Here is a 23,242-nt window from a genome sequence, read left to right as displayed (position 1 = left end):
GGAGGCGAATCATGGGAAAATCAACAGGATTTTTAGAATATAAACGTGAGGTTCCGGATGATCGAGAGCCACTGGAACGTATCAAAGACTGGGATGAATTTCATCTCCACCTGCCCAAAGAAAAACAGGAAATTCAGGGAGCACGCTGCATGGATTGCGGCGTCCCCTACTGTCACTCCGGAATTCTTTTAGCAGGCGGCGCTTCCGGCTGCCCTATTCACAACCTGATCCCGGAATGGAATGATCTTATTTATAAAGGCTTGTGGGAAGAAGCCTTTAAACGACTGATGAAAACCAACAATTTTCCGGAATTTACCGGTCGTGTTTGTCCGGCACCATGTGAAGGTGCCTGTACTGTCGGATTAAATGAACCCCAGGTTACTATTAAAGTCAACGAATGTAATATAATTGACCGGGCTTACGAAGAAGGCTGGATTAAAGCAGCTCCACCTGCTGTTCGCAGCGGTAAAAAAGTAGCTGTTGTCGGATCTGGCCCAGCCGGACTTGCCTGCGCTGATGAACTCAACAAAGCTGGCCACCTGGTTACCGTTTTTGAACGGGCAGACCGTGTTGGCGGACTTCTAATGTACGGTATCCCCAATATGAAATTGGATAAAGAAAAAATCGTTGGCCGCCGTATTAACCTGATGAAAGAAGAAGGAATCGAGTTTGTTACTTCCACCGAAGTTGGAAAAGACTATTCAGTTTCTGAATTAGACCAGAACTTTGATGCCGTAGTACTTTGCGGTGGTGCCACTAAACCTAGAGACCTGCCTATCGAAGGCCGAAATCTTTCCGGCGTTCACTTCGCAATCGACTTTTTATCGGCAAATACAAAGAGTCTGTTAGACTCAGGATTGAGTGACAATGCTTATATCTCTGCCAAAGATAAGAATGTTGTTGTTATTGGTGGTGGTGATACCGGTACAGACTGTGTTGCTACTTCCATCAGACATGGCTGTAAATCTGTGGTTCAGCTGGAAATCATGCCAAAACCGTCACTCGAGCGTACAGCGAATAACCCTTGGCCGGAATGGCCTAAAACCTATAAATTAGATTACGGCCAGGAAGAAGCAGCTGCTTTATACGGTGATGAGCCCCGTCAATACTGCGTCACGACCAAAAAGATGGTGGGAGATGACGCTGTAACTGCTTTGGATACCGTTTCTATTGAATGGGTTAAAGATGATAGTGGCCGTATGACCATGAAAGAGATCCCCGGCACTGAAAAAGTACTTGATGCCGATCTGGTTCTTCTGGCTATGGGCTTCTTAGGTCCCGATGATCAGTTAGTCGATCAGCTTGAACTTGAACGCGATGGTCGTTCTAACATTGTTAGTGACGCAAGTTATCAGACCAGCCGGGAAAAATACTTTACCGCTGGCGATATGCACCGCGGACAAAGCCTGGTTGTCTGGGCTATCCATGAAGGTCGTGAAGCAGCCCGTTCGGTTCATGCTTTCTTAACAAAATAATCTTGAAGCTCAGGCAATTTAGTCTGAGCTTTTTATTTTACTTTAAATCTCACTGCTGATCCATTCTAGTTATAACTAACAGATAATAGCCCAGCTAAAAATCTAATATGCTATCTTGCGTAACTGTTCAATAAGATTTTAGTACCGTTTTACTAGGATTATTATTCGTCTGTACATAAATTTTGTCATTATGCAACAATGATTTTAATTTACGAATGCCTGAAAAAATGGTAAGATAGAGAAAATGAAGTTAAAGGAGATCTAAGATGACCGGAGACCGTGTGAAATGTAATCTAGTTTACAGTAAGCTTTTAACCGATGTTGAAGATATTTATCTCGAGGAATTTGAACTGCCCGAGGGCTGTATAGATATTGGAATATTCACCACCCAATATGACGGTGTTGGCTATTGCGCTGCTGATGAAGCGACCAAATCCGCCAATGTAGAAGTCTGTTATCTTAAAACGCTTTACGGATACGGTGCTGGCCTCAATGATGGTCAGGTCTTTGGGGTTATTACCGGACCAACTGTATCTGACGTTGAAAGCGGCCTTCGCTATATAAGAGATTATTCTGAAAATAAATCATCTGTTTATAGTGTTAATGATGATGATTCAAACCTGATTTATGCTCAATTGGTGCCCAAAATCGGAAAATATTTTTCCGAAACCTACGACTTGCCAATGGGTTCTTCAATTGCTTTTTTATTTGCCGGAGCATTGGAAGGGATTGTCGGAATTGATGAAGCTTTAACCGTTGCTGATGTTGAAGTAGTTAAATTCTTCACTCCGCCAACCAACTCGAACTTGAGTGGCGTGATTTTAACTGGTACTCAGGCTAATTGTAAAACTGCCTGTGAAGCTTTTAAAAATGCTATAATGGATCTGGTTGAAGATCCGCTGGATTATTAAGATATTGTTATTAAAACAGCATTCTCGTTGCGAGAATGCTGTTTTTTTAATACGTCCCATTCTAAACTCATGGTAACTGTTATTTACTAAACTTCGGTATTTCATTCACATCAATTTCTTTATTATTTTCCAAATTCATATATGGTGTACGAGCAACTTTAACACGAATTTCTTTTTGCGGTTTTCCCGGTGTTCCCCATATAAGTGTAAATTCTTTTCCTTCAACTGCATATTCAGGATTGATAAAGGCCAGTGAAATCATCCGTCTGTAATAATAGCTATTCAGACGACCGCTGGAAATTCCGATCTCATTCCCATCAGCAACAACTTTGTCGGCATGATAGAACATCGAAAATCCACTGTTATAGTACATATCCATTGGACGGTCATCCATAGTTTCAAACGGCTCAACGTCTTGTCCTCTAAACTGAGAGGCAAAAATTTCACCCAGATCATCGGGATGCCATTCCAGAGTTACCAAAGTTCTTGCAGGATTCTGTGCAATCTTTTCAAGAGCCGCTTTACCGGGAAAATCATGTTCAAATTTAATCAGGTACTCCCATCCCAAATCATAGGGTGTCACAAAACGGCTTTCCAGATCATTTCCAACACTGCCAACAAGAACGCGGTTAAGATTAAAAAAACCCTCCATCGGACGTGTGGCAAGATAGTCTTTCAAACCTTCAGTTTCATACCATGGCAGCGGATAATGCATATTGATGTTAGGAAATCCCGCTTCTGTATGATTCATGGTATAAGCAACCTGTCCCAGTTTTTTTGCATCATATTTTTGCGCCACTTCCCATATACAATTATAGACTGTTTCAATATCTGCCATATCGCCATGTACTTCATAACCCAGGGTTCCTGCCATACCAAGTCTTAGGATTCTAACATCAATTCCGGCAATTTTTGACATTCGGTGTTTGGTAAAGGCAATATCGTGAAGATCACTCTCTGAAGCCTGTTCCAGAATTTCCAGAGATTTTGGGCCAGCCAACTGAAAAAAGAATTCCTTACCTGATAAATCAACGCCTTCAATATCCATTTTGGAAATAGATGCATAATAGCCGACCACCGGATTTAACCAATAGGTTCTGAAATGATTATCCGCAATCATCATAACCACTCCATCTGTGAGAATCTGGCCTTTTTCATTGCACATAACCGCATGACGAATGCTACCTGGCTTCATCTTCATAAAACTGTTTACACAAATTGAGGTTAAAAATTTTGCAGCTTCAGGTCCTTTAACATCATAAATAGGTGAATTATTCAATGTTGTCCCAAACCATGCTGTCGATTTTGATGCTAAAATCTCATTTTCATAGCCCGTATACTCATAAGCAATCAAATTTCCACCTTGGTTAAACAACGTGAACGCGTCCTGGATAATAGAATTTAACATATTCTTCTCCTTCTTTCGAATGATTTCAGCTTTGTAATCCTTATCATTCGTTACTTTCCATTATTATATTCTTCTTGCTTTTACAAGTCATTATTCATATAATAAAAAAATAAGCCCTTTGTTTATACAATATTGTACAATCATGATGGAGGTTACAATGAAATTAAGTATTCAAATCTTGTTTGAAATGATTACCTTTTCAGATACACGGCTTGTCACCAGTCAAAACATTAAGTTGAATCTCTCCGGCATTCATTTTTTTCATAAAAATAATGCTTTAAGTGACGAATTTATTTATCTCATCAACGCTCAACAATTAATCAGCTTGAAATCACAAGAAAGCGCTTCTTTCATTTGTCTCGGAGATATCGATGAGACTCAGCTTCCCAGTCAATGGTCTGTTATCATTATGCCTTCACAATCGGATAAAATCGAAATTTTTGAAGTGTTTCAGGTAATCTTTGATCGTTATCATAACTGGTCCAGCCGTATTGATGATTACATTTTTAATGGCCAACCTTTACAAACCATTTTTGATGCTGCCTGTGCCCACCTTAAAAATCCCGTTGCTTTATTTGATGACTCTCAAGGTCTCCTCATGTATACCAGTCTAAAGGACCCCGATAAGGTTGATGCTATCTGGAAACATGTTTTGGATAAAGGTTATTCTTTTAAGGAAGCCGACAGTATCGCCCTTAATGAAAATTTCAAGTCCGAACATATGCCCTTTTATTATCAGTCTCCCGATTCCTTCGGTAATATTAAACGCCTGATTGCTCCTATCACAGTCAATGGACAAATCTTTGGTTCGTTAGGAATGACTGAACTGATCTGTCCATTTACCGATTCTGAATTTACCAACCTATACCTGGTTCAGCAAATGATCGAAAATGCCCTTAAAATCAATGATGAATTCAGAAAAAACCATGAAGCTCCCTGGTATATTTATCGACTACTCAATAAAACTTATATAGATAGCAATATTCTTGCCCACCACCTGGAACAAAAAGGGAAAAAAATAAACGATCCTTTTCTCTTATGGTGTTTTAGTCCATCCAGTCAGATCAACAATTTGAATGGCTATATCAATCAGCTTTCTAAACTGTTTAATAAAAGAATTATCTTTTCTTATCATTCGGAAATACTCGTCTGTGATTATGAAATGCTTCTTAAAAAAAGTGATAAAACTGAACCAATTCGAAATTTTCTTTTGAAAAACGAATTTCAAGCCACAACCAGTATGGTTTTTAATAACCTCTTTGAGCTCAATCTGGCTTATGCACAATGTCAGGTCTCAAAGGAATTCAGTGACGAAAGAGCCTTTAAAATCACTTTCTTTGAAGATATTTATTCTGACTTTGTCCTGAACATCCTTGACAAAAATACGGAACTTGACCTTCTGATTACACCTCAGCTGAAAAATCTTAATATGAATGATCCTTATACCAAAGAACTGCTTTTATGCCTCAGCGCCTATATTGTAAATGGTAAAAATATTTCAGCTGCAGCAACGACACTTAATATTCATCGTCATACTGTTGTATACCGATTAAAAAACATCGAAAAACTCACCGGCCTCAACTATGAAAAAATTCAAGATCATGCTCTGTTTCAGTTGTTTCTGTCCTGCAATATTTTATTACGTTAGTTTCGTTTGCACTAAAAAGATCGGTTTGCTTAATTACAAACCGATCTTTCATGGTTAATCCTTCTTTACTTTTTTTCCATTCGTTAGACGATGAAATTCACCAGGTTTCAAAGCCTGAACCAGTTTCCCTTTGATTTCTGCTTCTTTATCCACTTTTATGATAGCCGCCCCGCCTTTTTTATACACAATAGTTTTGCGACAAAGTCTTTCACTCCAGAAAGACAAGTCTGGCTCATGGCCGACCATGATAATCGTCGCCTCTTCCGGCATATTTTTTAAACTTTTCAATAATTCTTTATATTCACCGGTTTCTAAAAACTCTTTTGTGTAGATCTTTTTGATGTCACAAATCCGAGAAACCAGGTCTGCGGTTTCCCTGGCTCGCCGTATTCCACTTGTCCATAAAAAAACCTCCGACCTGTTTTTCAGATGAATCAGTAAATATGGCAAATCCCGTTCTAATTTTTCTATCCCTTTCGGTACCAGCTGACGGTTCTCGTCCGGTGAAACAGAACCTCTCTGTTCCGCTTTGCCATGACGAATTAAAATTAACTCCATATTATTCCCCTTCCTAAATTTATTTCACGTTTAAAAAACTATTGGAAAACGCATGTCAAAATCTTACTTTAGTCTTTCTATTACTTTCCCACTTACTTAAATTTCTCCAATTTGTATATTCTTTTATAAAGTTCTCCAACAGGTAGACCAACAATATTGTTGTAATCGCCTTTTATCCATTTGACAAACAATCCGGCTTCTTCCTGTATTCCGTATGCCCCCGCCTTATCCATGGGTTTTCCAGTGTCGACGTAATGATTCACAGCCCTTTGCATCTCTTTATTCCAAGGACGAAAACGAATTCTTGAGCAGGCTACAAATTGTTCATACTTGCCATTTTCAATTAAGGTCACACCAGTCATTACCATATGCATTTTCCCGGAAAGTTTTTTAATCATCAGATAGGCATGGTCTTTATTCTGCGGCTTCCCTAGTATTTCTTTTCCCAGAACAACTACCGTATCAGCCCCAATCACCAATTTATCAGGATAGCTTTTATAAACCGCCATTGCTTTTTCAAATGACAGCATTTTTACCAGCTCTCTCGCCATTTTTTTTGAAGGTCTGTGCCCGTCGAAAAGACTTTTTTCAATTTTCTTTTCATCTACATCTGCCACTTCTACCTGAAAGTCATCGGTGATCAATTTCATCAGTTCTGCTCGACGCGGTGATTGACTTGCTAAAACAATCTGCACACTCATAGTATCTCCCCGATTTTTTATTATATTTTTTTCAATTTATTTTTAACGTCTAACCAGCATTTCCAAAAGCTTTCATATTTTTTACATTCTTCTTAATAATACTCCATATCTTCTAAAATTGAAAGGAATTAAAAAAACCATCTAAAACTAAATCATATAATCCAATAGTTTTAGATGGTTTTCATCATATTTCAAATGTAATATTTAAATTAATACTTGTCAAATCCTTCATCCAAGTCGATTACAGGTTCTGAAACAAACTCCGATTCAAACGAACTCTCATTAGCTATGCTTTCAACCGGCTTATGGGATACCTTTTTATTCAATGTCTGCTGTTTTATTTTAAAAGCAGCAACCATTTCTTTTAGCATTTCCGCCTGACTGAAAAGTTCTTCACTGGCAGCTGCACTTTGTTCTGCTGTTGCCGAATTATTTTGCACCACCTGGGAAACCTGCTCAATTCCCTGACTCACCTGAGTAATACTAAATGCCTGATCATTTGATGCTTTAGCAATTTCTTCGACCAGTACTGCTGATTTTTCAATCCCTTTAACAATTTCCACCAGAGATTCAGCAGTTTCATTGGCAATCTCTGTACCAGTTTTAACCTTATCAATCGATCCTTCGATTAATATCGTAGTATTATTTGCCGCTTCTGCACTTCTAGCCGCAAGCGATCTGACTTCTTCAGCAACCACTGCAAAACCTTTACCGTGTTCTCCTGCCCGTGCCGCTTCAACCGCAGCATTTAAAGACAGAATATTAGTCTGGAATGCAATATCATCAATAACCCTGATAATTTTTGAAATATCCTGGGAAGACCGGTTAATTTCTTCCATTGAAGAAAGCATCATTGACATCTGACTATTCCCTTCAAGGGCCTTCTGTTTTGCTTCGGCAGAAAGTTCATTGGCCTGATTGGCATTAGTCGCGTTCCGCTTAGTCTGATCGGCAATTTCGGTGATTGATGCTGCTACTTCCTGAGTCGTGCTGGCCTGTTCTGTTGAAGCCTGAGACAAGGCCTGACTGCCATCCGATACTTGTTTGGAACCGGAAGCTACCTGTTCGGCTGCATCGCCAATATCACCCATAACCTGGCTCATTGAACTGATAATATTATTAAAAGAATTTTTGATTGACACAAAATCACCCAAATAATCAGCAGTAATTTCCTGATTTAGATTACCATTTCCCATTTCCTCCAGGACACGAGAAATTTCATAGACATATTCTTTCAGATTATTGATTGTATCATTCAAAGCAATTTTTATAGCCGCATGATCTCCACTATAATCTCCCTGCATTGAAACAGAAAGATTTCCTCTGGCCATTTCCTGAAGAACCTGAGACGCCTCATTAATCGGTTGAATCACTGCATCTAAAGTCTCATTAATCCCGACAATAATCTTCTTATATTCACCAGTAAATTTCTCTGCATTGCCACGCTTGGATAGCTCTCCTTCAATCGCAGATTTTGACAACAGCTCTGTTTCTCGTGTTAAATAATTTAGGTTCTTAATCATCTGAAGTGCTGTTGGAATGAGTCGATCCTGATCACTCATTCTGCCGATATTCTCTAAGTTCTCCAGATCTTTTAGATCGCCATTGGATACATTTTCCAGAACTTCAATCATCATGCCAATCTGAACACCAAGTTTGTTGACTGAATCAGCAATATTTTTATAGATCCCCTGGTATGATCCCGCTACCCGAGCATCGAAATCGTTAACCGTCATTCGCTCAATTACCTGACTGCCTTCTACAAGGCCTTCCAAACCATCAATACAGGCGTTGATATTATTGCGGATTGTTTCAAAATCACCCTGATAAGGTTCCGTAATTTTTTCCGGAATCTGCCCTTTGCCAATTTTATCAATGTAACCAGCTGCAGTATTGAGTGGTTCAACGATAGCATCAAGGGTATTATTAAAGCCCTCAACAGTTTCACGATAGCCGCCTTCAAATTTATCCAAACTTCCCCGCGTTTCAAGTTTCCCTTGAACGGCAGCCTGGGACAAATTATCCACTTCTTCAACCAGCGCACTTAAATTTTCAACCGTCGTTTTCATTACCGGAGTAATTTCGTCCTCTGGATCATCAATAGTGAATGATTGGCTCAAATCCCCCACCGAGATCTTCTTCATAGTCCCAAGTACATTCTGCTGTAAATTATCAGCAAACAAATCCAGATTCTCAGCTAGAACACCAACTTCATCCCGCTGGTCAAGATTAAGCCGTCCACTGAGTTTTCCTTTAACCATATCATGAAGCATTGCTACTGATCGTTTTAACGGCCCAGTTATAATTTTTATCAGATACATCGAGAACAGAAGCACAATGATCAAACCCACCACATCAATAAGAACCATTGATGTTATCATGCTGCTTTTTTGATCCTGGCTTCGAACGATAGATTCCTGAAGGCCCATTTCAACCAGCTCGCCTATGGCATTAATATGCGATCTGGCATCATCAAATTTCGTTATAAAATCAGTATTTCCGGTATTTCCCGCAAGTTCCTCTTCGGCAACATCCTGCCAATCAGAGAACGCTTTTACAAATTGTTCATAATGCTCGAAAATGGTCAAGCCATTTTCTTCATCTTTAAATGTTTCCCAGAAAACCTGGTCGCCAGCAAGAATGTCAACCGCCTCCTGCATCCGTTCATTCACCTGATCAATATTCTCGGCATAGTCCGCAGAAATACTGTTCATCATATCTTCAGATAAATCGCCAGAAAGCATTATTCGGTTCATGGTATTAATACTGTCAATCGCCTGATAGGCATCGCGATCAGCATTTAATACCAGCGCAATACTCTGAAAACCCTGTTCATAAAGAGTCTCTGTTAATCGTGTACTGATTCCGCTAACATTTCGTACTGCCGTAACGGTGATTAGGATAAGCGCAATGACTGGAATTGCGACTAACATCAGTAATTTGGTTTTGATAGATAATGATTTCATTTTCTACCTCCTTTTATCATTTGGGTAATTTGAATTTGCCTTGTATTGTATTGATTTCGTTTACAAACCATCTCATCCAATCAGTGATTAAATTTCTTAACCATCCTTAAAATCGACTAAAGATGCTATAATGCGTACTTCTAAAGCTCTAATTATCGTAATTATTAGTATTATACCCGTTTATATATTTTAAATCATTTCTATCAATAATTCAATTATTTTATTTAACAAGCTTTTAACATTTGTATAAATTTAAAAAATCCCAAATTATAAAATTTGGGATTTCAGGGTGTAATCGGACACCATATCGACTTATTGGATTTCGTAGTTTACACTTAGATTCATATAATTACCCAATTTATAATCGGCAATTATTAGTGTTCCCAGCAACTATTCACCAAAGTAGATGTTCTTCCCTTTGGGGACAATGAAATGACAATCGACAGTGCCAGGTGTTTATATTAACTTTTGTCTTTCATCTATTATCAGTCGTGATTATTTACATCTTAATCTTTTCTTAAAATTAAATATCTAATGCTGCATGATGCCCCTGATAAACCGCTGCTGTAATATTTGCCGGTTTAACACAATCACCAATTGTTGAAACTCGAGGAGCACAATCATACAGCTCTTCTACCGTTTGTCTTAAAGCTTTCTGTCCCATGGCAGCGACAATTGTTTCCCCGGAAATGATAACATGCTCACCATTTTCATCTTCACAAATAATTCCATCCGGCTTAACTTCAACACCTTTTAGTCCTGTTCGCACATCAATCTCACATTTTTTAATTTCATCCAGTAATAAAGGCCGATGACGAATATTAGCATCAACCGCCAGTTCATCACGCATTTCTACGAGACTGACTTTTTTTCCTTCTCTGGCAAAATGAATTGCTGCCTCGCAACCAGCCAGACCACCGCCCAGCACAATCACACTGTCTTTAACCTGGTCTTTTTTTAGATAATAATCATTGACTACAATGACATTTTTACCATCAATCCCTTTGATCGGGGGAATCAACGGTTCAGATCCCACTGCAATAATCAGTGCATCTGCTCTTTCAGTTAAGGCATAGTCTCTAGTGACTTTGGTATTCAAACGAATTTCTACCCCTTCATCCTTAGCCAGCTTACCCAGAGTTTTGCCTAATTCATACATTTCGTATTTAAAAGGAATTGCCCGTTCGCCCTTAAGGATTCCGCCTACTTCATCACTAGCTTCACATAATATAACCTGATGACCACGTTTTGCTGCAATCAGTGCCGCCTGTAATCCGCCAGGTCCGGCACCAGCTACCAGTACTTTTTTCTTTTTGGCAGCAGGCAATATTTCCATACCGTCCATTTCCCGACCGATTAACGGATTGACTGCACAACGTCTAGTTGAGGTGACAGCCCGCTCAGCCATACAGACAAAACAACGCAGACATTTAACAATATCTTCATCGCGATTTTCCATAACCTTTTCCGGAAGTTCCGGATCAGCCAGAAGTGCTCTGGCCATATCGACCACATCAGCTTTTCCGCTGGCAATGATTTCTTCCATCATTTCCGGATCATTAAGACCACCAAGTGTTGCAACTGGAACACTGACGTGTTTTTTAATCTCTGCCGCCAGATAAACATTGCATCCATGGGGCACAAACATTGAAGGATGGGTGGTTCCAAATCCCCGCTGATAGGTTCCTGCTGAAATATGCAGAAGATCAACTCTTGATTCCATCAGCTTGGCAATTTCTACTCCGTCTTCCAGAGTATAGCCTCCGTCAAACAGCTCAGATCCACTCATTCTAAACTCAATCGGGAAGCCTGGTCCGACATTTTCCCGGACGCAATCAAGAACCTCCTGGGCAAAACGAACACGGTTTTCAAGGCTGCCACCGTACTGGTCTTTTCGCTTGTTGAAATAAGGTGACAAAAACTGGTTAATCAGCCAACCATGACCACCATGTACCATAATCATTTCGTATCCTGCACGTTTGGCCAGAGCCGCACAGCGGCCATAGGCTGCAACAATATCAGCAATCAATTCAACTGTCAGCTCTTTTACAGGTAAACCGTCAGGTCGAACAGTTTCACTTGGTCCCCATTGTGCCAATCCCTGTTTTTTATCTTTATCAGTCAGGTAAGTTCCAGCATATTGACCCGAATGGGAAAGTTCTACACTGGCTATTGCTCCATGTCGGCGAATCGCATCAGCTGTATAGGTAAAACTTGAGAGCGATCCCACAGTCTGCAGATCCAAATGAAACATATGCGATCCTTCTGTTTCCGGATGAACAACGACTTCACTAACCGTTACAGAGGCTGCACCACCCTTAGCTCTAAGTTCATAAAAAGCTGTTGTTTTGGGTCCTATAGTACAGTCTGCGGTTATATCAGTTCCACCCATTGGGGCCGAAAACATTCTGTTTCTAAAAACAACATCACCTATCTGTATAGGTTTACATAAATTAGGGTACTTTCTTTCCATATTTTACTCCTTCAATATTAAGTGTTCCAGATTTACTTTTAAACTGTCTTATATTAATGCTTCTGGTTTAAAAAATTTATTGAAGTCATTATAACCCTGAAATTCAAACATGTCAATGTATACATGTTTGAATTTTGACAAATAAAGAGATCACTCTAACAAAATCATGACAAATGTGTTAACTTGTTGTAAAATAGGATTGAAAATCAATTCTCAGAGAGGACACTATGCGAACACTTAAATATGCCATTCTTGGTCTAATTAATCGGGAATCCATGACCGGATACGATTTATCGAAAGTTTTTAACAAAGATCTAGTCAATTTCTGGTATGCCAACCATTCACAAATTTATCCCGAACTCAAAAAACTGACCAAAGAAGGTCTCATCACTTACGAAGTTGTCCTGCAGGGAGAGAAACTCGAGAAAAAACTTTATTCTATCACCGAGGCTGGTCGCAGCGACCTTTATTCCTGGCTGGCAACAATCGATCCGCTCGAACCAACACCAAAGGATATTTTTAGACTTAAGGCATTCTTCATGGAAGCGCTTGCTGCCCAAGATATTTTGAGACATTTTCACTCTCAACTCACGCAACGTCAGGAAAAAGTCGAAAAGCTAGAGAATACGATGATATCCCAACCCTGTTTTCATCATCAAGACAATAAAATTTCTCCGGAATTCTGTGATTACCTGGTTTTAAAAGGAGCTATCATGCGCGAAAAAACTTATATCAGATGGCTGGAAGAATGTATTGCAGAAATTGGTGAATCTACCTGATTCTTTTAAATTTTTAAGCATATTAAAAGCTCCTATCTTGGAGATTACTCATAAATCACAACTGAATAGTCTTAATGTCAATAAGCTTTCTGCAAACAATCCTTTCTTCAGTTCGTGATACAAAATTTTACTTAAAAATTTTTACAGGAGATTTTATGAAAGAATATTTTTTGAATTTGTTTAACTCGCTGATTGACAACTTAAATGATGATCAGTTAACTACTGAAGAAATCCATGCTTCTATAGTTTCAGGAATTAGACTTAATGGTGCCCCCTTAATCATTTTGTTTTGTGCTATCATCGTTGCCTCGGTAGGATTAAACGTAAACTCCACTGCCGTTATTATTGGGGCTATGCTGATTTCGCCACTGATGAACCCTATCATTACAATTGGCTACAGTGCCGCTATTTATGATGGATTTCTTTTGCGCGATGCCTTTGTTAAATTCGGCCTTCAGGTGATTATCGCCCTGATCGCTTCCAGCATCTATTTTTTATTTTCACCACTGGATACCGCGACCAGCGAACTAGTCGCCAGAACTTCCCCATCATTTTTTGATATGCTGATTGCTTTCTTTGGAGGCGCAGCTGGAATTATCGGCTCCACCCGCCGGGAAAAGTCAAATGTTATCCCTGGTGTTGCTATTGCCACCGCTTTAATGCCGCCTATGTGTACCGTTGGCTATGGGATTGCCAACCAGAAGATCGACTTTATTTTAGGCGCCGGATATCTATTTACCATCAATGCTTTTTTTATCATTCTGGCTACCTTTTTGATTGTAAAAATTATGAAACTCAGACCAGAACTTAGCGTTTATAAAAATTATAATATCTTTATTAAAAGAATCATTATTGTCGGTATCATTCTAATTGCTTTGCCGGCAACGATAACCACCCTGTATACCGCCTATAACACATTTCAAAATACCGTAGTTACAACCGTTGTGGAAAACTACATCAATACTGAGGTGGACAGTTCAACAACGACGACTATCCGTGCCATTATCAATCGCTCCAATAAAACGCTGGAAATCGATTTGATGGGAGACCCTTACACCGACGAGGAACTCGCCTCAATCATCTCCCAAAAAGACGATTACGGCCTGGAGGACTACACAGTAAGTATATCCCAGGATATTCGCGACATTTTATACCGTTATTTTTCCAAAATTAATGATGATGGCGTCTCGAAAAACATTATTACCATAGAGAATTAAAGGGCTGCACAAATGTGCACCCTTTTTCTCTTATTGGTCTAAAAACAAAAGGAATTTTTATGGATAATCTAACAGAAATTAAGTTATCAGTCAGAAGCTTTGTGGAGTTTCTTCATCGTCACGGAGATATTGATTCACAATTTATGAAAAGCCAACGCGCTGTGGAAGGTACAAAAGCTCATCAGAAAGTGCAAAAATCTTATTCTGAAAGTGACTACCTGGCAGAAGTCCCTCTTAAATATTCGCTTAGCTATAAAAGCTTTAATTTTATAATTGAAGGGCGCGCCGATGGTATTTTTACCAATCACGACGAATTTCCCGTTATCGATGAAATAAAATCGACCACCCGTCCCCTGGAAGATCTGCCAGCTTCTGGCTACACTGTTCATTGGGCACAGGCAAAAATCTACGCTTTTATCTTTGCGACTCAAAATAACCTTTCCCAAATCGGTGTGCAGCTAACTTATTTTCAACTGGAAACCGAAACTGTCCAACACTTTCGTGAAATATACCTCTTATCAGATCTTAAAACTTATTTTCACACCCTGCTCGACCACTACCTTAATTGGGCTAAACTTGAAACAAGTTCACGAATTACCCGCAATCAGTCCATCAAAAACCTGTCCTTTCCTTATCCAAACTACCGCAAAGGACAGCGCCAACTGGCCATCTCAGTTTATAAAACCATCGTCGAAAAACAAAAAACATTTATCCAGGCCCCTACCGGCATCGGCAAAACCATCTCAACCCTATTTCCTGCCATAAAGTCTATCGCAGAGCATCAAACTGAGCGAATTTTCTATTTAACCGCCAAAACCATCGTCAGGGAAGTGGCAGAAGAATCACTAAACACCATGGCTAATAAAGGACTACTCCTTAAAAGCATCACCCTGACAGCAAAGGATAAAATCTGTTTTTTAGAAACGCGTATTTGTAGCCCCGAGCACTGCACTTACGCCAAAGGCCATTTCGATCGGGTCAATGATGCCTTATATGATCTGCTCAACTCCAATAACCAGATCACCCGGAGGCTTATTGAAGATTTTTCCCGAAAACATCGGGTCTGTCCCTTTGAGTTTTCACTGGATTTAGCCGCCTTTTGTGATGTCATTATCTGCGATTATAATTATGTCTTTGACCCCCGGGTTTCTTTAAAACATTTTTTAGGGGATAGTAAAAACACGGTATTTCTAATTGATGAAGCTCATAATCTGGTGGATCGGGGCCGGGAAATGTTTTCTGCCCAACTCAGCAAAAAAATGATTCTGGATCTCAAGCGCCAGCTTAAAGGCGAAGATAAAAAAGTTCTTTCATCATTAAAAAACCTAAACAGTCTGATGCTCAACTTAAAAAAGAACAGCGAAAACAAATCCCTGTCTGTTCTTAGTGAAGAGCCTAAAGAACTCGAAGGGCATCTCTATCATTTTATTTCGACAGCCGAAGAATGGCTGACAGAAAATGAATCCCATCCTTACCATGCTGAGCTCTTAGCTTTTTATTTCCTTGCCCTTGCTTATTTGAGAACTGGAGAATTTTTAGATGAGCGATATATCACTTATGTCGAAAATAGTGGCAATGATACCAGAATTAAACGCTTTTGCCTAGATCCTTCCAAGCTGTTAAGCCAATCTTTAAACACAGCTGAGGCTACCCTCTTCTTTTCTGCCACCCTATCGCCACTCTCTTACTACTCTGAGTTATTGGGGGGTAAAGAAGAAAACTACCATCTGCTCTTTCCATCACCTTTTAATAAAAAAAGGCGCGCTCTTCTGATTGCCAACAACATTTCAACAAAGTATACTGAACGGGAGAACACAAAGAACTATATAGCAGCTCTAATTGATGCCACTGTTTCTTCTAAAACCGGTCATTATCTTGTTTTTTTTCCGTCCTACCAATATATGAATATGGTTTATGAGAATTTTATTGCACGTTTTCCTGAGCATAACTGTTTAAAACAGGAAGCGGAAATGACTGAAGGTGATCGCGAGATTTTTCTGAACCAATTCAGAATCGATTCAGAATCTGAACTGATCGGCTTTTGCGTCCTGGGTGGTATTTTTTCTGAAGGCGTTGACCTTGCTGGCGATTCTCTAATCGGCTCAATAATTATCGGTGTGGGACTTCCACAAATCTGCAGCGAACGCGATCTGATTAAAGACTATTTTAACCTGAAAAACCACCAAGGTTTTGACTACGCCTATGTCTATCCGGGGATGAACAAAGTTTTCCAGGCCGCCGGTCGAGTCATCAGAACTGAAACCGATCAAGGCCTAATCTTACTGATCGACAGTCGTTTTTCCCATAACCGCTATCAGAAACTCTTTCCCCAAGACTGGTTTCCCCAACAAATCGTTACAACGACAGATGATGTGAAAAATTTTTCCAATGCCTTCTGGCAAGGACAAGAAGATTAAAAACACCTTCAAATCTTGAAGACTAATTTTTAAAACAATAAAAAAATCGGACAGGCTCTGTAGACCTGCCGATTTTTTTCTTTACGCACTAACAGATTGATGCATTTTTTTAAGCCCCTCAACCTCATCACAGATATCACTGAGCTGACAGGACTGGCAATCCAGATTAATTCCATCAAACATCGTATTGAGTGCTGAAGTGGCATCTTTAATCTTTTCAGCAATAGGCAGAAATTCTTTATACAAAGGACTCTCTCCCACTATCATGATTATTTTGACATCCTCAACCTCCGGCAAGGCCAGAAAACCTTGATACATGGATGCCCCCATTCTCCCAAGGGTAAAACCATTTTTCATGGCTTTTTTACCAATCCGCAGATTGGTAAAAAACTTCTCGGAAGACATCCGCACCATCACATCCGTAAAGTGCAAACGAATATCCGAAAATTCCAAAGACTTCAGATAATCATATACCCCTTCAGTTTCAATTGCATTACTTTTAATCAGGACGATTTTACCAAATGAAAGGTGTTTGGCTTTTCCAGATAAAAGTGCCGGATCACCGATAAGATACACCCCACCCTGGTTTTTGAAATCAAAATTTTGTGAAGAAACCATCAAATTCAGGCTTTCTTTGGGATATCCTCCCAGCTCCAAAGCGGTATCCCTTTCCATGATGAAGGTATTCTTATCCGCTGTTGTCCAAAGTTTCTGCTCCCTGTCCAATCGCTGTAATGTCTCAATCCCCAGCCTATTTTCTATTTTTTCGGCATATTGATCGAAAATATCCATTTCTTTTACAGCCTTCTGTCTCTAGGCAAGCGGTCATAATATGCATTGAAAACCGGGAACAATTTATGTACAAGTTTACTATCGAGATTAAACCAGTAGATAATAAAGGTAATCCCAAAGAAACAGGCCAAGACTTTTCCTGTAATTGTTAATAGATTTATAAAATTACTCATCTTTTACCCTCCTATGCCAAACCTTTTTGTCGTGCATATTCGGCAGCGCCCAAAGCACCCATCAACTGTGGATCAGTTTTTAAATCTGCAATTTTAAGCTTTAATACATGCTCAATGGCATGAACCAGACCATCGTTTTTAGCACATCCGCCAGTCATTGTAATCAGACCGTCGGTGCCGGCTTTTTTTGCCATGACAAAGCAACGTTTGGCAATCGACATCTGCAAACCTGCGGCAATCTCATCTCGTGGTTTTCCGTCACCAACCAGGGAGATAACCTCTGATTCAGCAAATACTGTGCACTGGGCGGTAATCGGAATGACATTTTCAGCGGTCAAAGACAGCTTGGAGAAATCGTCCAGACTCATTTCAAAGGCTCGGGCCATAGCCTCGTAGAATTTCCCGGTACCAGCGGCACATTTATCATTCATGGCAAAATTTTTAACGGTTCCGTCTTCATCAACAGCAATCCCTTTAACATCCTGGCCGCCAACATCAATAATACCGGTTACGTCAGGATTGGTCACATGAACGCCCATAGCATGACAACTAATCTCTGAAATGTTTTCATCCGCAAAAGGCACCTTGTTACGGCCATAGCCGGTACCAACAAGGTAAGAAAGGGCTTCAACGTTATTCAAATCATCAATTCCGTCCATCGCCTCGGTCAGGGCAAAATTTGCTGTCTCGACCGGATTGATTTTACTGCGCACAATCGCGTGTCCGCAAATATCACCCTTTTCATTAATAATCACACATTTCCCGTAGGTTGATCCAACATCACATCCACCAAAATATTTACTCATTTATCTTTACCTATCCTTTTTTATTTTTTTATTTACCAGCTAATACTGTCATCAAAATCTCTAAGCGTCGGATCAAGAGGGGTTTCATTCATGACCGCTTCCATATAGGTGCTGATCTGATCCCGCATATCCCGACGACTAATGGTTCGGGCATCAACCAGATCCTGCTTGAGCCAGACCAGTTTAATACCTCTTCTGCGGGCCTCTTCCTCGACTAAACCAGCAACTGCTGCCGGTCCCTTACAGGAAATCTGGTCAAACATCACAATCATGTCGCAATTATATTCTTCCACCTTCACCCAAAGATCATCCGTATAGGCGTTATAGCCACCTTTACTGTGAACCCTCATGGTTGCTTCCTGTATAACCTTCGCGACTCCAGACAGCATGGAATCGACTGAAGAAGTGTCAATCGGTCGATGTCCCTGATTTTCAATAAACTGAAAAACTGCTTCTATCCCCCAACAGTTTAGCATCCATTCATCCAAGGCACTGTACATATTGGCAATGGTGTTCCAGACAATTGCCCGGTGACGGGGTTTTATCGGATATTTTCTTGGCTTGCCCAGACTTTTTCGCATAATCTTATTAACCTTGCGGTCATTTTTAATGGCTACCGGATTTCCGCTACTGTCCTGATAAGTGAATACCCGATACATCCAGTTGGAAGCCCCATAGTGTGTCGGATTATCTGTAGCGTTCATTTCCCATTTTTCCAGGCGCAGAGCATTCTGCTCATTCCAGCGTTCACAGGCTTCCCGTAAAAGTTGGTAGTTATAAGTTTCGCCGGTATGTTCTTCCATGAACTTGATACATTCTTTTAACTCCTCTACCGCATATTCCTGGGTATCCTCACGGGTATGCCGCATTGGCGTGTTCAATACATAGGTAGGCAGCTTAAAACGGCGATCCAGGATAGTACTTGACATAATCGAGCCATCACAGGGCATATTGGAGGAAATATAGCAACAGCCGATATTTGGAAAGTCGTCTTCAATCGCTACTCCACATTCCATTGATGGCAAACCGCAGACATCGGCCGGAACACCATAACTCTCAGTAACATCCAGATAATGTTCGGGAGATCGGTGATCGATGATTGAAGGCAGGTAATGGGGCACCAGATGCTGTAAAACCCCCTGATGTTCCGCAAATCCGGCAACAATCAGTTTTGGCATATAAGCATCGATGCAAATATATTTTTTAGCCTTCTCATTACCGGGATTGATATTCCGGTCGGCACCGAAAAGCTCTTCCATGTTGGCCGTCAGCAGTCTGGCAATTGTATTTAGGTTATTCCGACCTGCCCTAAGCATGGTCCCTTTAAAACCTGGTACATTATGGTCAAAAAATGATGGTGTGGTCAGGTAGATGGCCATCCAGCGGTAACGCAGCAGGGCTGAAACATTGGTAACCGGGTGCTTTAACAGCCATTTTCCAAGAATTCCCCACAACTCCAGCCATTTTCCGTAATCATAAAGTGTATCTACCGGACCCCGCCACTCTCGGTGCTTGTAGATTCCAGTTTTATCTTCAATGATATCCTGCAGGCCATTTCCGGTCAGGTACTGATCTACCGCTTCTTTAATCGAAACCTGACCGGTCAGCAATGGTTTTAATTTATTGGGATCAAACTTTGTTTTTAAGGCACTTAAAATCTCTTTACGATCATAGTCGGCTATTTCCATCTTGATCGCTTCCGAAAAAACTTCACCGAAAAGTTTAGCGTTATCCTTCAGATTATTGCTTGTCACTGTCATTTCTTATCCCCCTCTTCTTTTTCTTTCTGAATTTTTTTGATTTCCAGACTTTCGACAAAAGCCTGAACCCTTGTCTTTAACTGGCCGGATGCCTGAACTGAATACTCTCGGTCCAGAGCGACTGTCGGCGCACCCATTTCTTCATGTAGCACATGCGAGGCCACAGCCCGTTCATATCCCCAGTAGTCACAGAATTTAATCTGCTCGTAGATAATTCCGTCCGCATTGTAATCTTCATACAGACCTTTAACCACATTCCGACGTTCCTGAATTTTTTCCTGAGACATAAAACGGGGACACTGATTACTTTCCAGATAAAAGCGACAGACCGCTTCAACAATATCTTCGTCTTCTCTGACTGGAATCTGCTGACGTCCAGGAGTGGATCCAAAGCAGTAGCGATCAGCAACCACATAGGCGCCACAGTACTCCATCAGCTCAGTAAAGCCGTAATCATCCATCTCCGAACCGACAACCACGACACGGGCACGGTAACTCTTTTTATCATCCGGTTTTCTCTTTTTAAGTTCAACCAGTGTTTCTTCCAGATAAGGCAGAATCAGGCTGGTCGGACAAGTATAGGAGACCAGATTTAGAATATGAAACTCTGTCGCTGTAATACGCGGGTTGTCAGCTTTTTTCATTTCAGAGATTTCCTCAAAAATAGCACACATCCGATTGTGCTCTTCTACTGCTTTACGAATGGCTGTTTCTGAAATATCAATCCCAAACTGATCGCGCAGGGGTTCTAAAAATCTGGTTCTAATCTGATTAATGTAATGCTTGGTTCCATGTGGGCTTACTTTCAAAGGGGCATCAATAATAGAGTGATAAAAACTTTCATTGCCAATCAGTTTCAATTCATAAATATTTTCCACAAGTCTATTCATCTGCTGACAGGTTTCACTGGAAAAAAAGCCGTCCAAAAAGTTATAGCCGCCTTCAAAGGCCCGTTCAAGAAGGGCCCTGACAAATGAGCAATTTAGGCTCCCCATATAGTATTGGGAGATATCAAGACTTCCTGTTTTAGGCGCTCTAAGCCTTACTGAGAAGGCTTTTCCCACATTCAAAAGTGCTTCTGGAATATAATAACAAGTGTAGCCAACAGCTATTCCACCCTGCTTTTTTGCTTCTCTGACCAGTTCATTGTTGGCCTCTTCCAGCAGAGAAGTATAAAAGTGGATATGCTTAAGATCTTTCATATCAATCGTCCTCTTCTTTCTTAAATTACATTTATTTGAATCAAAGCTTCTCTAAGCCCTTTTAAAGCCAAAGCTTTGACATCCAGTTGTAAAAGACTATTTCCCTTAACATCCATCATACTCAAGTCTTCGTCTTCCGGGATAAAATTTAGAACCATAATATCTCCGGTATCAACCAAGCCTTTAACCGTATCATTTTTGACCCGATTAATGATTGCACCAGATTTATTGTACATTCCTAAATCCTTTGCCACATCCCGGATCGTTTGAATGACTCCGATCCCTTTTTTACTGGCATCGCTGACCAGAATCAGATCGGTAACTTTTTCCATCACCCGGCGATTGACCTGTTCAATACCCGCCTCTCCATCAATAACCACAAAGTCAAATTCTTTTGTTAAAACACTGATGGTTTCCTTTAAAAAACTGTTGACTGAACAATAACAACCGGCGGTTTCAGGACGGCCAATAGCCAAAAAAGCAAATTTTTCCGTTTCAACAATGCTGTCGGTAATTTCATAATGGGCTTCATTCAAAAAAGAAATTGCTTCGCGCTTTTTTCCCTGCTCTACATGTTCGACAAATTTCTTTCTGACATCATCAACTGTATGGGTCACCTCTACACCTAGAGCAGTTGCTAAACCTACAGCTGGGTCTGCATCAATTGCCAAAACCCGGGCCTCAGGATATTCTTCGATGAGAAGCCTAACGGTCAATGCTGCCAGGCTTGTTTTTCCCACACCGCCTTTTCCTGAAAAGGCGATGATTCTTGTATCCTCCATTTATTTTTCCTTTCTTGAGTCATTAAACAAACTCAATTTCATACAACACCTAATACGCAACTATCATGCCAACTATTTTTTGACGCTTTGACAAGCTTTTAACAAAAAAAATAAAAACAACCGTCCCAAAAATGGGACGGTTGTTCGAACGATGCGTTTCGCTTTGCTACGTTTACTTGTTTCTAAAAATCTTTTCCACAACAATATTGTGGTGCTTAACCTTTCGATAGAGTGTCGATTTAGCAATGGACAGTTGTCTGGCTGCAGCCGTCATATTACCACCACAGTTCTCTATCGCTTCCATAATTGCTGCTTTTTCAGCGTCCTCAATTCTACTGGTGGCAGTCGGTACTCTAATCGGTTTCGCTTTCATCTCCACTCCTCTTATCGTATCGGGTAAATCCTCTATTGATAATTTAGAGCCTTCACTAATACAAAAAGAACGAACCATCATATTCTGTAACTGTCGAACATTTCCCGGCCAATCAAAGGCCGAAAAAGCTGCCAGCACTCTCTCATCAATTGTATATATTTTTCGATCATTTTCCCGGTTCAGTCGCTGTAAAAAATACTGACTTAAAAGAACAATATCACCTTTTCTCTCGCACAAAGGAGGAATTACCAGCGTGATGGTATTGATCCGATGCAGTAAATCCAATCGAAAGTTTTTATTTTTTACATCTTCTTCCAGATCCCGATTAGTCGCTGTGATAATCCGGATATCAATTTCCTTCTCCATTTTTCCGCCCAACCGAATAATCCGGTGATTATCCAGAACCCTTAAAAGCTTAGACTGAATATTAAGCGGCAGTTCTCCCACTTCATCTAAAAAGAGGGTCCCGCCATCAGCAAGCTCGATTTTTCCTGTTTGCCCTCCCTGTTTGGCACCTGTAAAGGCACCTGCCTCATAGCCAAAAAGTTCGCTTTCAACCAGATCAGCCGGCAGAGCGGCGCAGTTAAGGGCGATAAAAGGCCCCTTAGCGCGACTGCTTTCATTATGCAGAGCATGGGCAAAAAGTTCTTTTCCGGTACCACTGGGACCAGTGATTAAGACACAACAATCGATCGAAGCAATTTTTTTTGCATACCTGATCAGATCAAGCATTTTGGGGTCTTCGGTAATGATATCCTCAAAGGTATATATCGCTGAGTTACCGGTCATTTTGTTAATCAT

18 protein-coding genes are annotated in these 23,242 nt (G+C 40.4%); 6 read left to right on the top strand and 12 right to left on the bottom strand.

Annotated features, from left to right (window positions below):
- The first annotated feature begins 11 nt into the window (after positions 1–11).
- Both Q5O24_02590 and Q5O24_02585 read left to right on the top strand, forming a co-directional pair.
- Positions 12–1,475 carry a glutamate synthase subunit beta gene (locus Q5O24_02590; protein WKY48240.1) on the top strand — a complete coding sequence of 488 codons (1,464 nt, stop codon included), beginning with the start codon at positions 12–14 and terminating at the stop codon, positions 1,473–1,475.
- A 281-nt stretch (positions 1,476–1,756) separates the two neighbouring features.
- Positions 1,757–2,386 carry a BMC domain-containing protein gene (locus tag Q5O24_02585; protein ID WKY48239.1) on the top strand — a complete coding sequence of 210 codons (630 nt, stop codon included), beginning with the start codon at positions 1,757–1,759 and terminating at the stop codon, positions 2,384–2,386.
- A 79-nt stretch (positions 2,387–2,465) separates the two neighbouring features.
- On the opposite strand, the gene Q5O24_02580 is transcribed toward Q5O24_02585, so the two are convergent.
- Entirely contained in the window at positions 2,466–3,794 is a 1,329-nt protein-coding gene (locus Q5O24_02580) for an aminomethyl transferase family protein (protein ID WKY48238.1), read from the bottom strand.
- Between the two features lie 157 nt (positions 3,795–3,951).
- Between Q5O24_02580 and Q5O24_02575 the strand changes: the two genes are divergently transcribed.
- Positions 3,952–5,442, top strand: coding sequence for a helix-turn-helix domain-containing protein (locus Q5O24_02575; protein WKY48237.1), 1,491 nt, complete (start codon positions 3,952–3,954; stop codon positions 5,440–5,442).
- A gap of 54 nt (positions 5,443–5,496) precedes the next feature.
- Here Q5O24_02575 and Q5O24_02570 read toward each other — a convergent pair whose 3' ends face one another.
- From Q5O24_02570 to Q5O24_02555, 4 genes are all read right to left on the bottom strand, one after another.
- Positions 5,497–6,000: a histidine phosphatase family protein gene (locus Q5O24_02570; protein ID WKY48236.1), complete on the bottom strand. Its 504-nt coding sequence runs from the start codon at positions 5,998–6,000 to the stop codon at positions 5,497–5,499.
- Between the two features lie 92 nt (positions 6,001–6,092).
- Positions 6,093–6,701 carry a Maf family protein gene (locus tag Q5O24_02565; GenBank protein WKY48235.1) on the bottom strand — a complete coding sequence of 203 codons (609 nt, stop codon included), beginning with the start codon at positions 6,699–6,701 and terminating at the stop codon, positions 6,093–6,095.
- A 209-nt stretch (positions 6,702–6,910) separates the two neighbouring features.
- Positions 6,911–9,667, bottom strand: coding sequence for a methyl-accepting chemotaxis protein (locus Q5O24_02560; protein WKY48234.1), 2,757 nt, complete (start codon positions 9,665–9,667; stop codon positions 6,911–6,913).
- Positions 9,668–10,190: 523 nt separating this feature from the next.
- Positions 10,191–12,140 carry an NAD(P)/FAD-dependent oxidoreductase gene (locus Q5O24_02555; protein ID WKY48233.1) on the bottom strand — a complete coding sequence of 650 codons (1,950 nt, stop codon included), beginning with the start codon at positions 12,138–12,140 and terminating at the stop codon, positions 10,191–10,193.
- 227 nt (positions 12,141–12,367) lie between these two features.
- Between Q5O24_02555 and Q5O24_02550 the strand changes: the two genes are divergently transcribed.
- From Q5O24_02550 to Q5O24_02540, 3 genes are all read left to right on the top strand, one after another.
- Positions 12,368–12,919, top strand: a complete 552-nt coding sequence (locus Q5O24_02550) for a PadR family transcriptional regulator (protein WKY48232.1) — start codon at positions 12,368–12,370, stop codon at positions 12,917–12,919.
- Between the two features lie 155 nt (positions 12,920–13,074).
- Positions 13,075–14,136, top strand: coding sequence for a DUF389 domain-containing protein (locus Q5O24_02545; protein WKY48231.1), 1,062 nt, complete (start codon positions 13,075–13,077; stop codon positions 14,134–14,136).
- Positions 14,137–14,195: 59 nt separating this feature from the next.
- Positions 14,196–16,553: an ATP-dependent DNA helicase gene (locus Q5O24_02540; protein WKY48230.1), complete on the top strand. Its 2,358-nt coding sequence runs from the start codon at positions 14,196–14,198 to the stop codon at positions 16,551–16,553.
- A gap of 81 nt (positions 16,554–16,634) precedes the next feature.
- On the opposite strand, the gene Q5O24_02535 is transcribed toward Q5O24_02540, so the two are convergent.
- The 7 genes from Q5O24_02535 to Q5O24_02505 all read right to left on the bottom strand — a co-directional run bounded on the left by Q5O24_02535 (position 16,635) and on the right by Q5O24_02505 (position 23,242).
- A complete protein-coding gene (locus tag Q5O24_02535; protein WKY48229.1) occupies positions 16,635–17,345 on the bottom strand; it encodes a hypothetical protein in 711 nt (236 codons plus the stop codon).
- Between the two features lie 5 nt (positions 17,346–17,350).
- Positions 17,351–17,518, bottom strand: a complete 168-nt coding sequence (locus tag Q5O24_02530) for a hypothetical protein (protein WKY48228.1) — start codon at positions 17,516–17,518, stop codon at positions 17,351–17,353.
- Positions 17,519–17,529: 11 nt separating this feature from the next.
- On the bottom strand, positions 17,530–18,324 hold the full coding sequence (locus Q5O24_02525) for an acyl-CoA dehydratase activase (protein ID WKY48227.1): 795 nt from the start codon (positions 18,322–18,324) through the stop codon (positions 17,530–17,532).
- A 32-nt stretch (positions 18,325–18,356) separates the two neighbouring features.
- Positions 18,357–20,084 carry a 2-hydroxyacyl-CoA dehydratase family protein gene (locus Q5O24_02520; protein WKY48226.1) on the bottom strand — a complete coding sequence of 576 codons (1,728 nt, stop codon included), beginning with the start codon at positions 20,082–20,084 and terminating at the stop codon, positions 18,357–18,359.
- Positions 20,081–21,286 carry a 2-hydroxyacyl-CoA dehydratase family protein gene (locus Q5O24_02515; protein WKY48225.1) on the bottom strand — a complete coding sequence of 402 codons (1,206 nt, stop codon included), beginning with the start codon at positions 21,284–21,286 and terminating at the stop codon, positions 20,081–20,083. The genes Q5O24_02520 and Q5O24_02515 overlap by 4 nt, the downstream gene beginning before the upstream one ends.
- A 20-nt stretch (positions 21,287–21,306) precedes the next feature.
- Positions 21,307–22,068, bottom strand: coding sequence for an AAA family ATPase (locus Q5O24_02510; protein ID WKY48224.1), 762 nt, complete (start codon positions 22,066–22,068; stop codon positions 21,307–21,309).
- Between the two features lie 172 nt (positions 22,069–22,240).
- The gene (locus Q5O24_02505; GenBank protein ID WKY48223.1) at positions 22,241–23,242 is read right to left on the bottom strand and encodes a sigma 54-interacting transcriptional regulator; all 1,002 of its coding nucleotides are present in this window, start codon (positions 23,240–23,242) and stop codon (positions 22,241–22,243) included.

It is taken from the genome of Eubacteriaceae bacterium ES3 (assembly GCA_030586155.1).
In the GTDB taxonomy this organism is placed as follows: Bacteria; Bacillota; Clostridia; order Eubacteriales; family Eubacteriaceae; genus Acetobacterium.
This window is presented reverse-complemented; position numbering and strand designations above follow the sequence as displayed.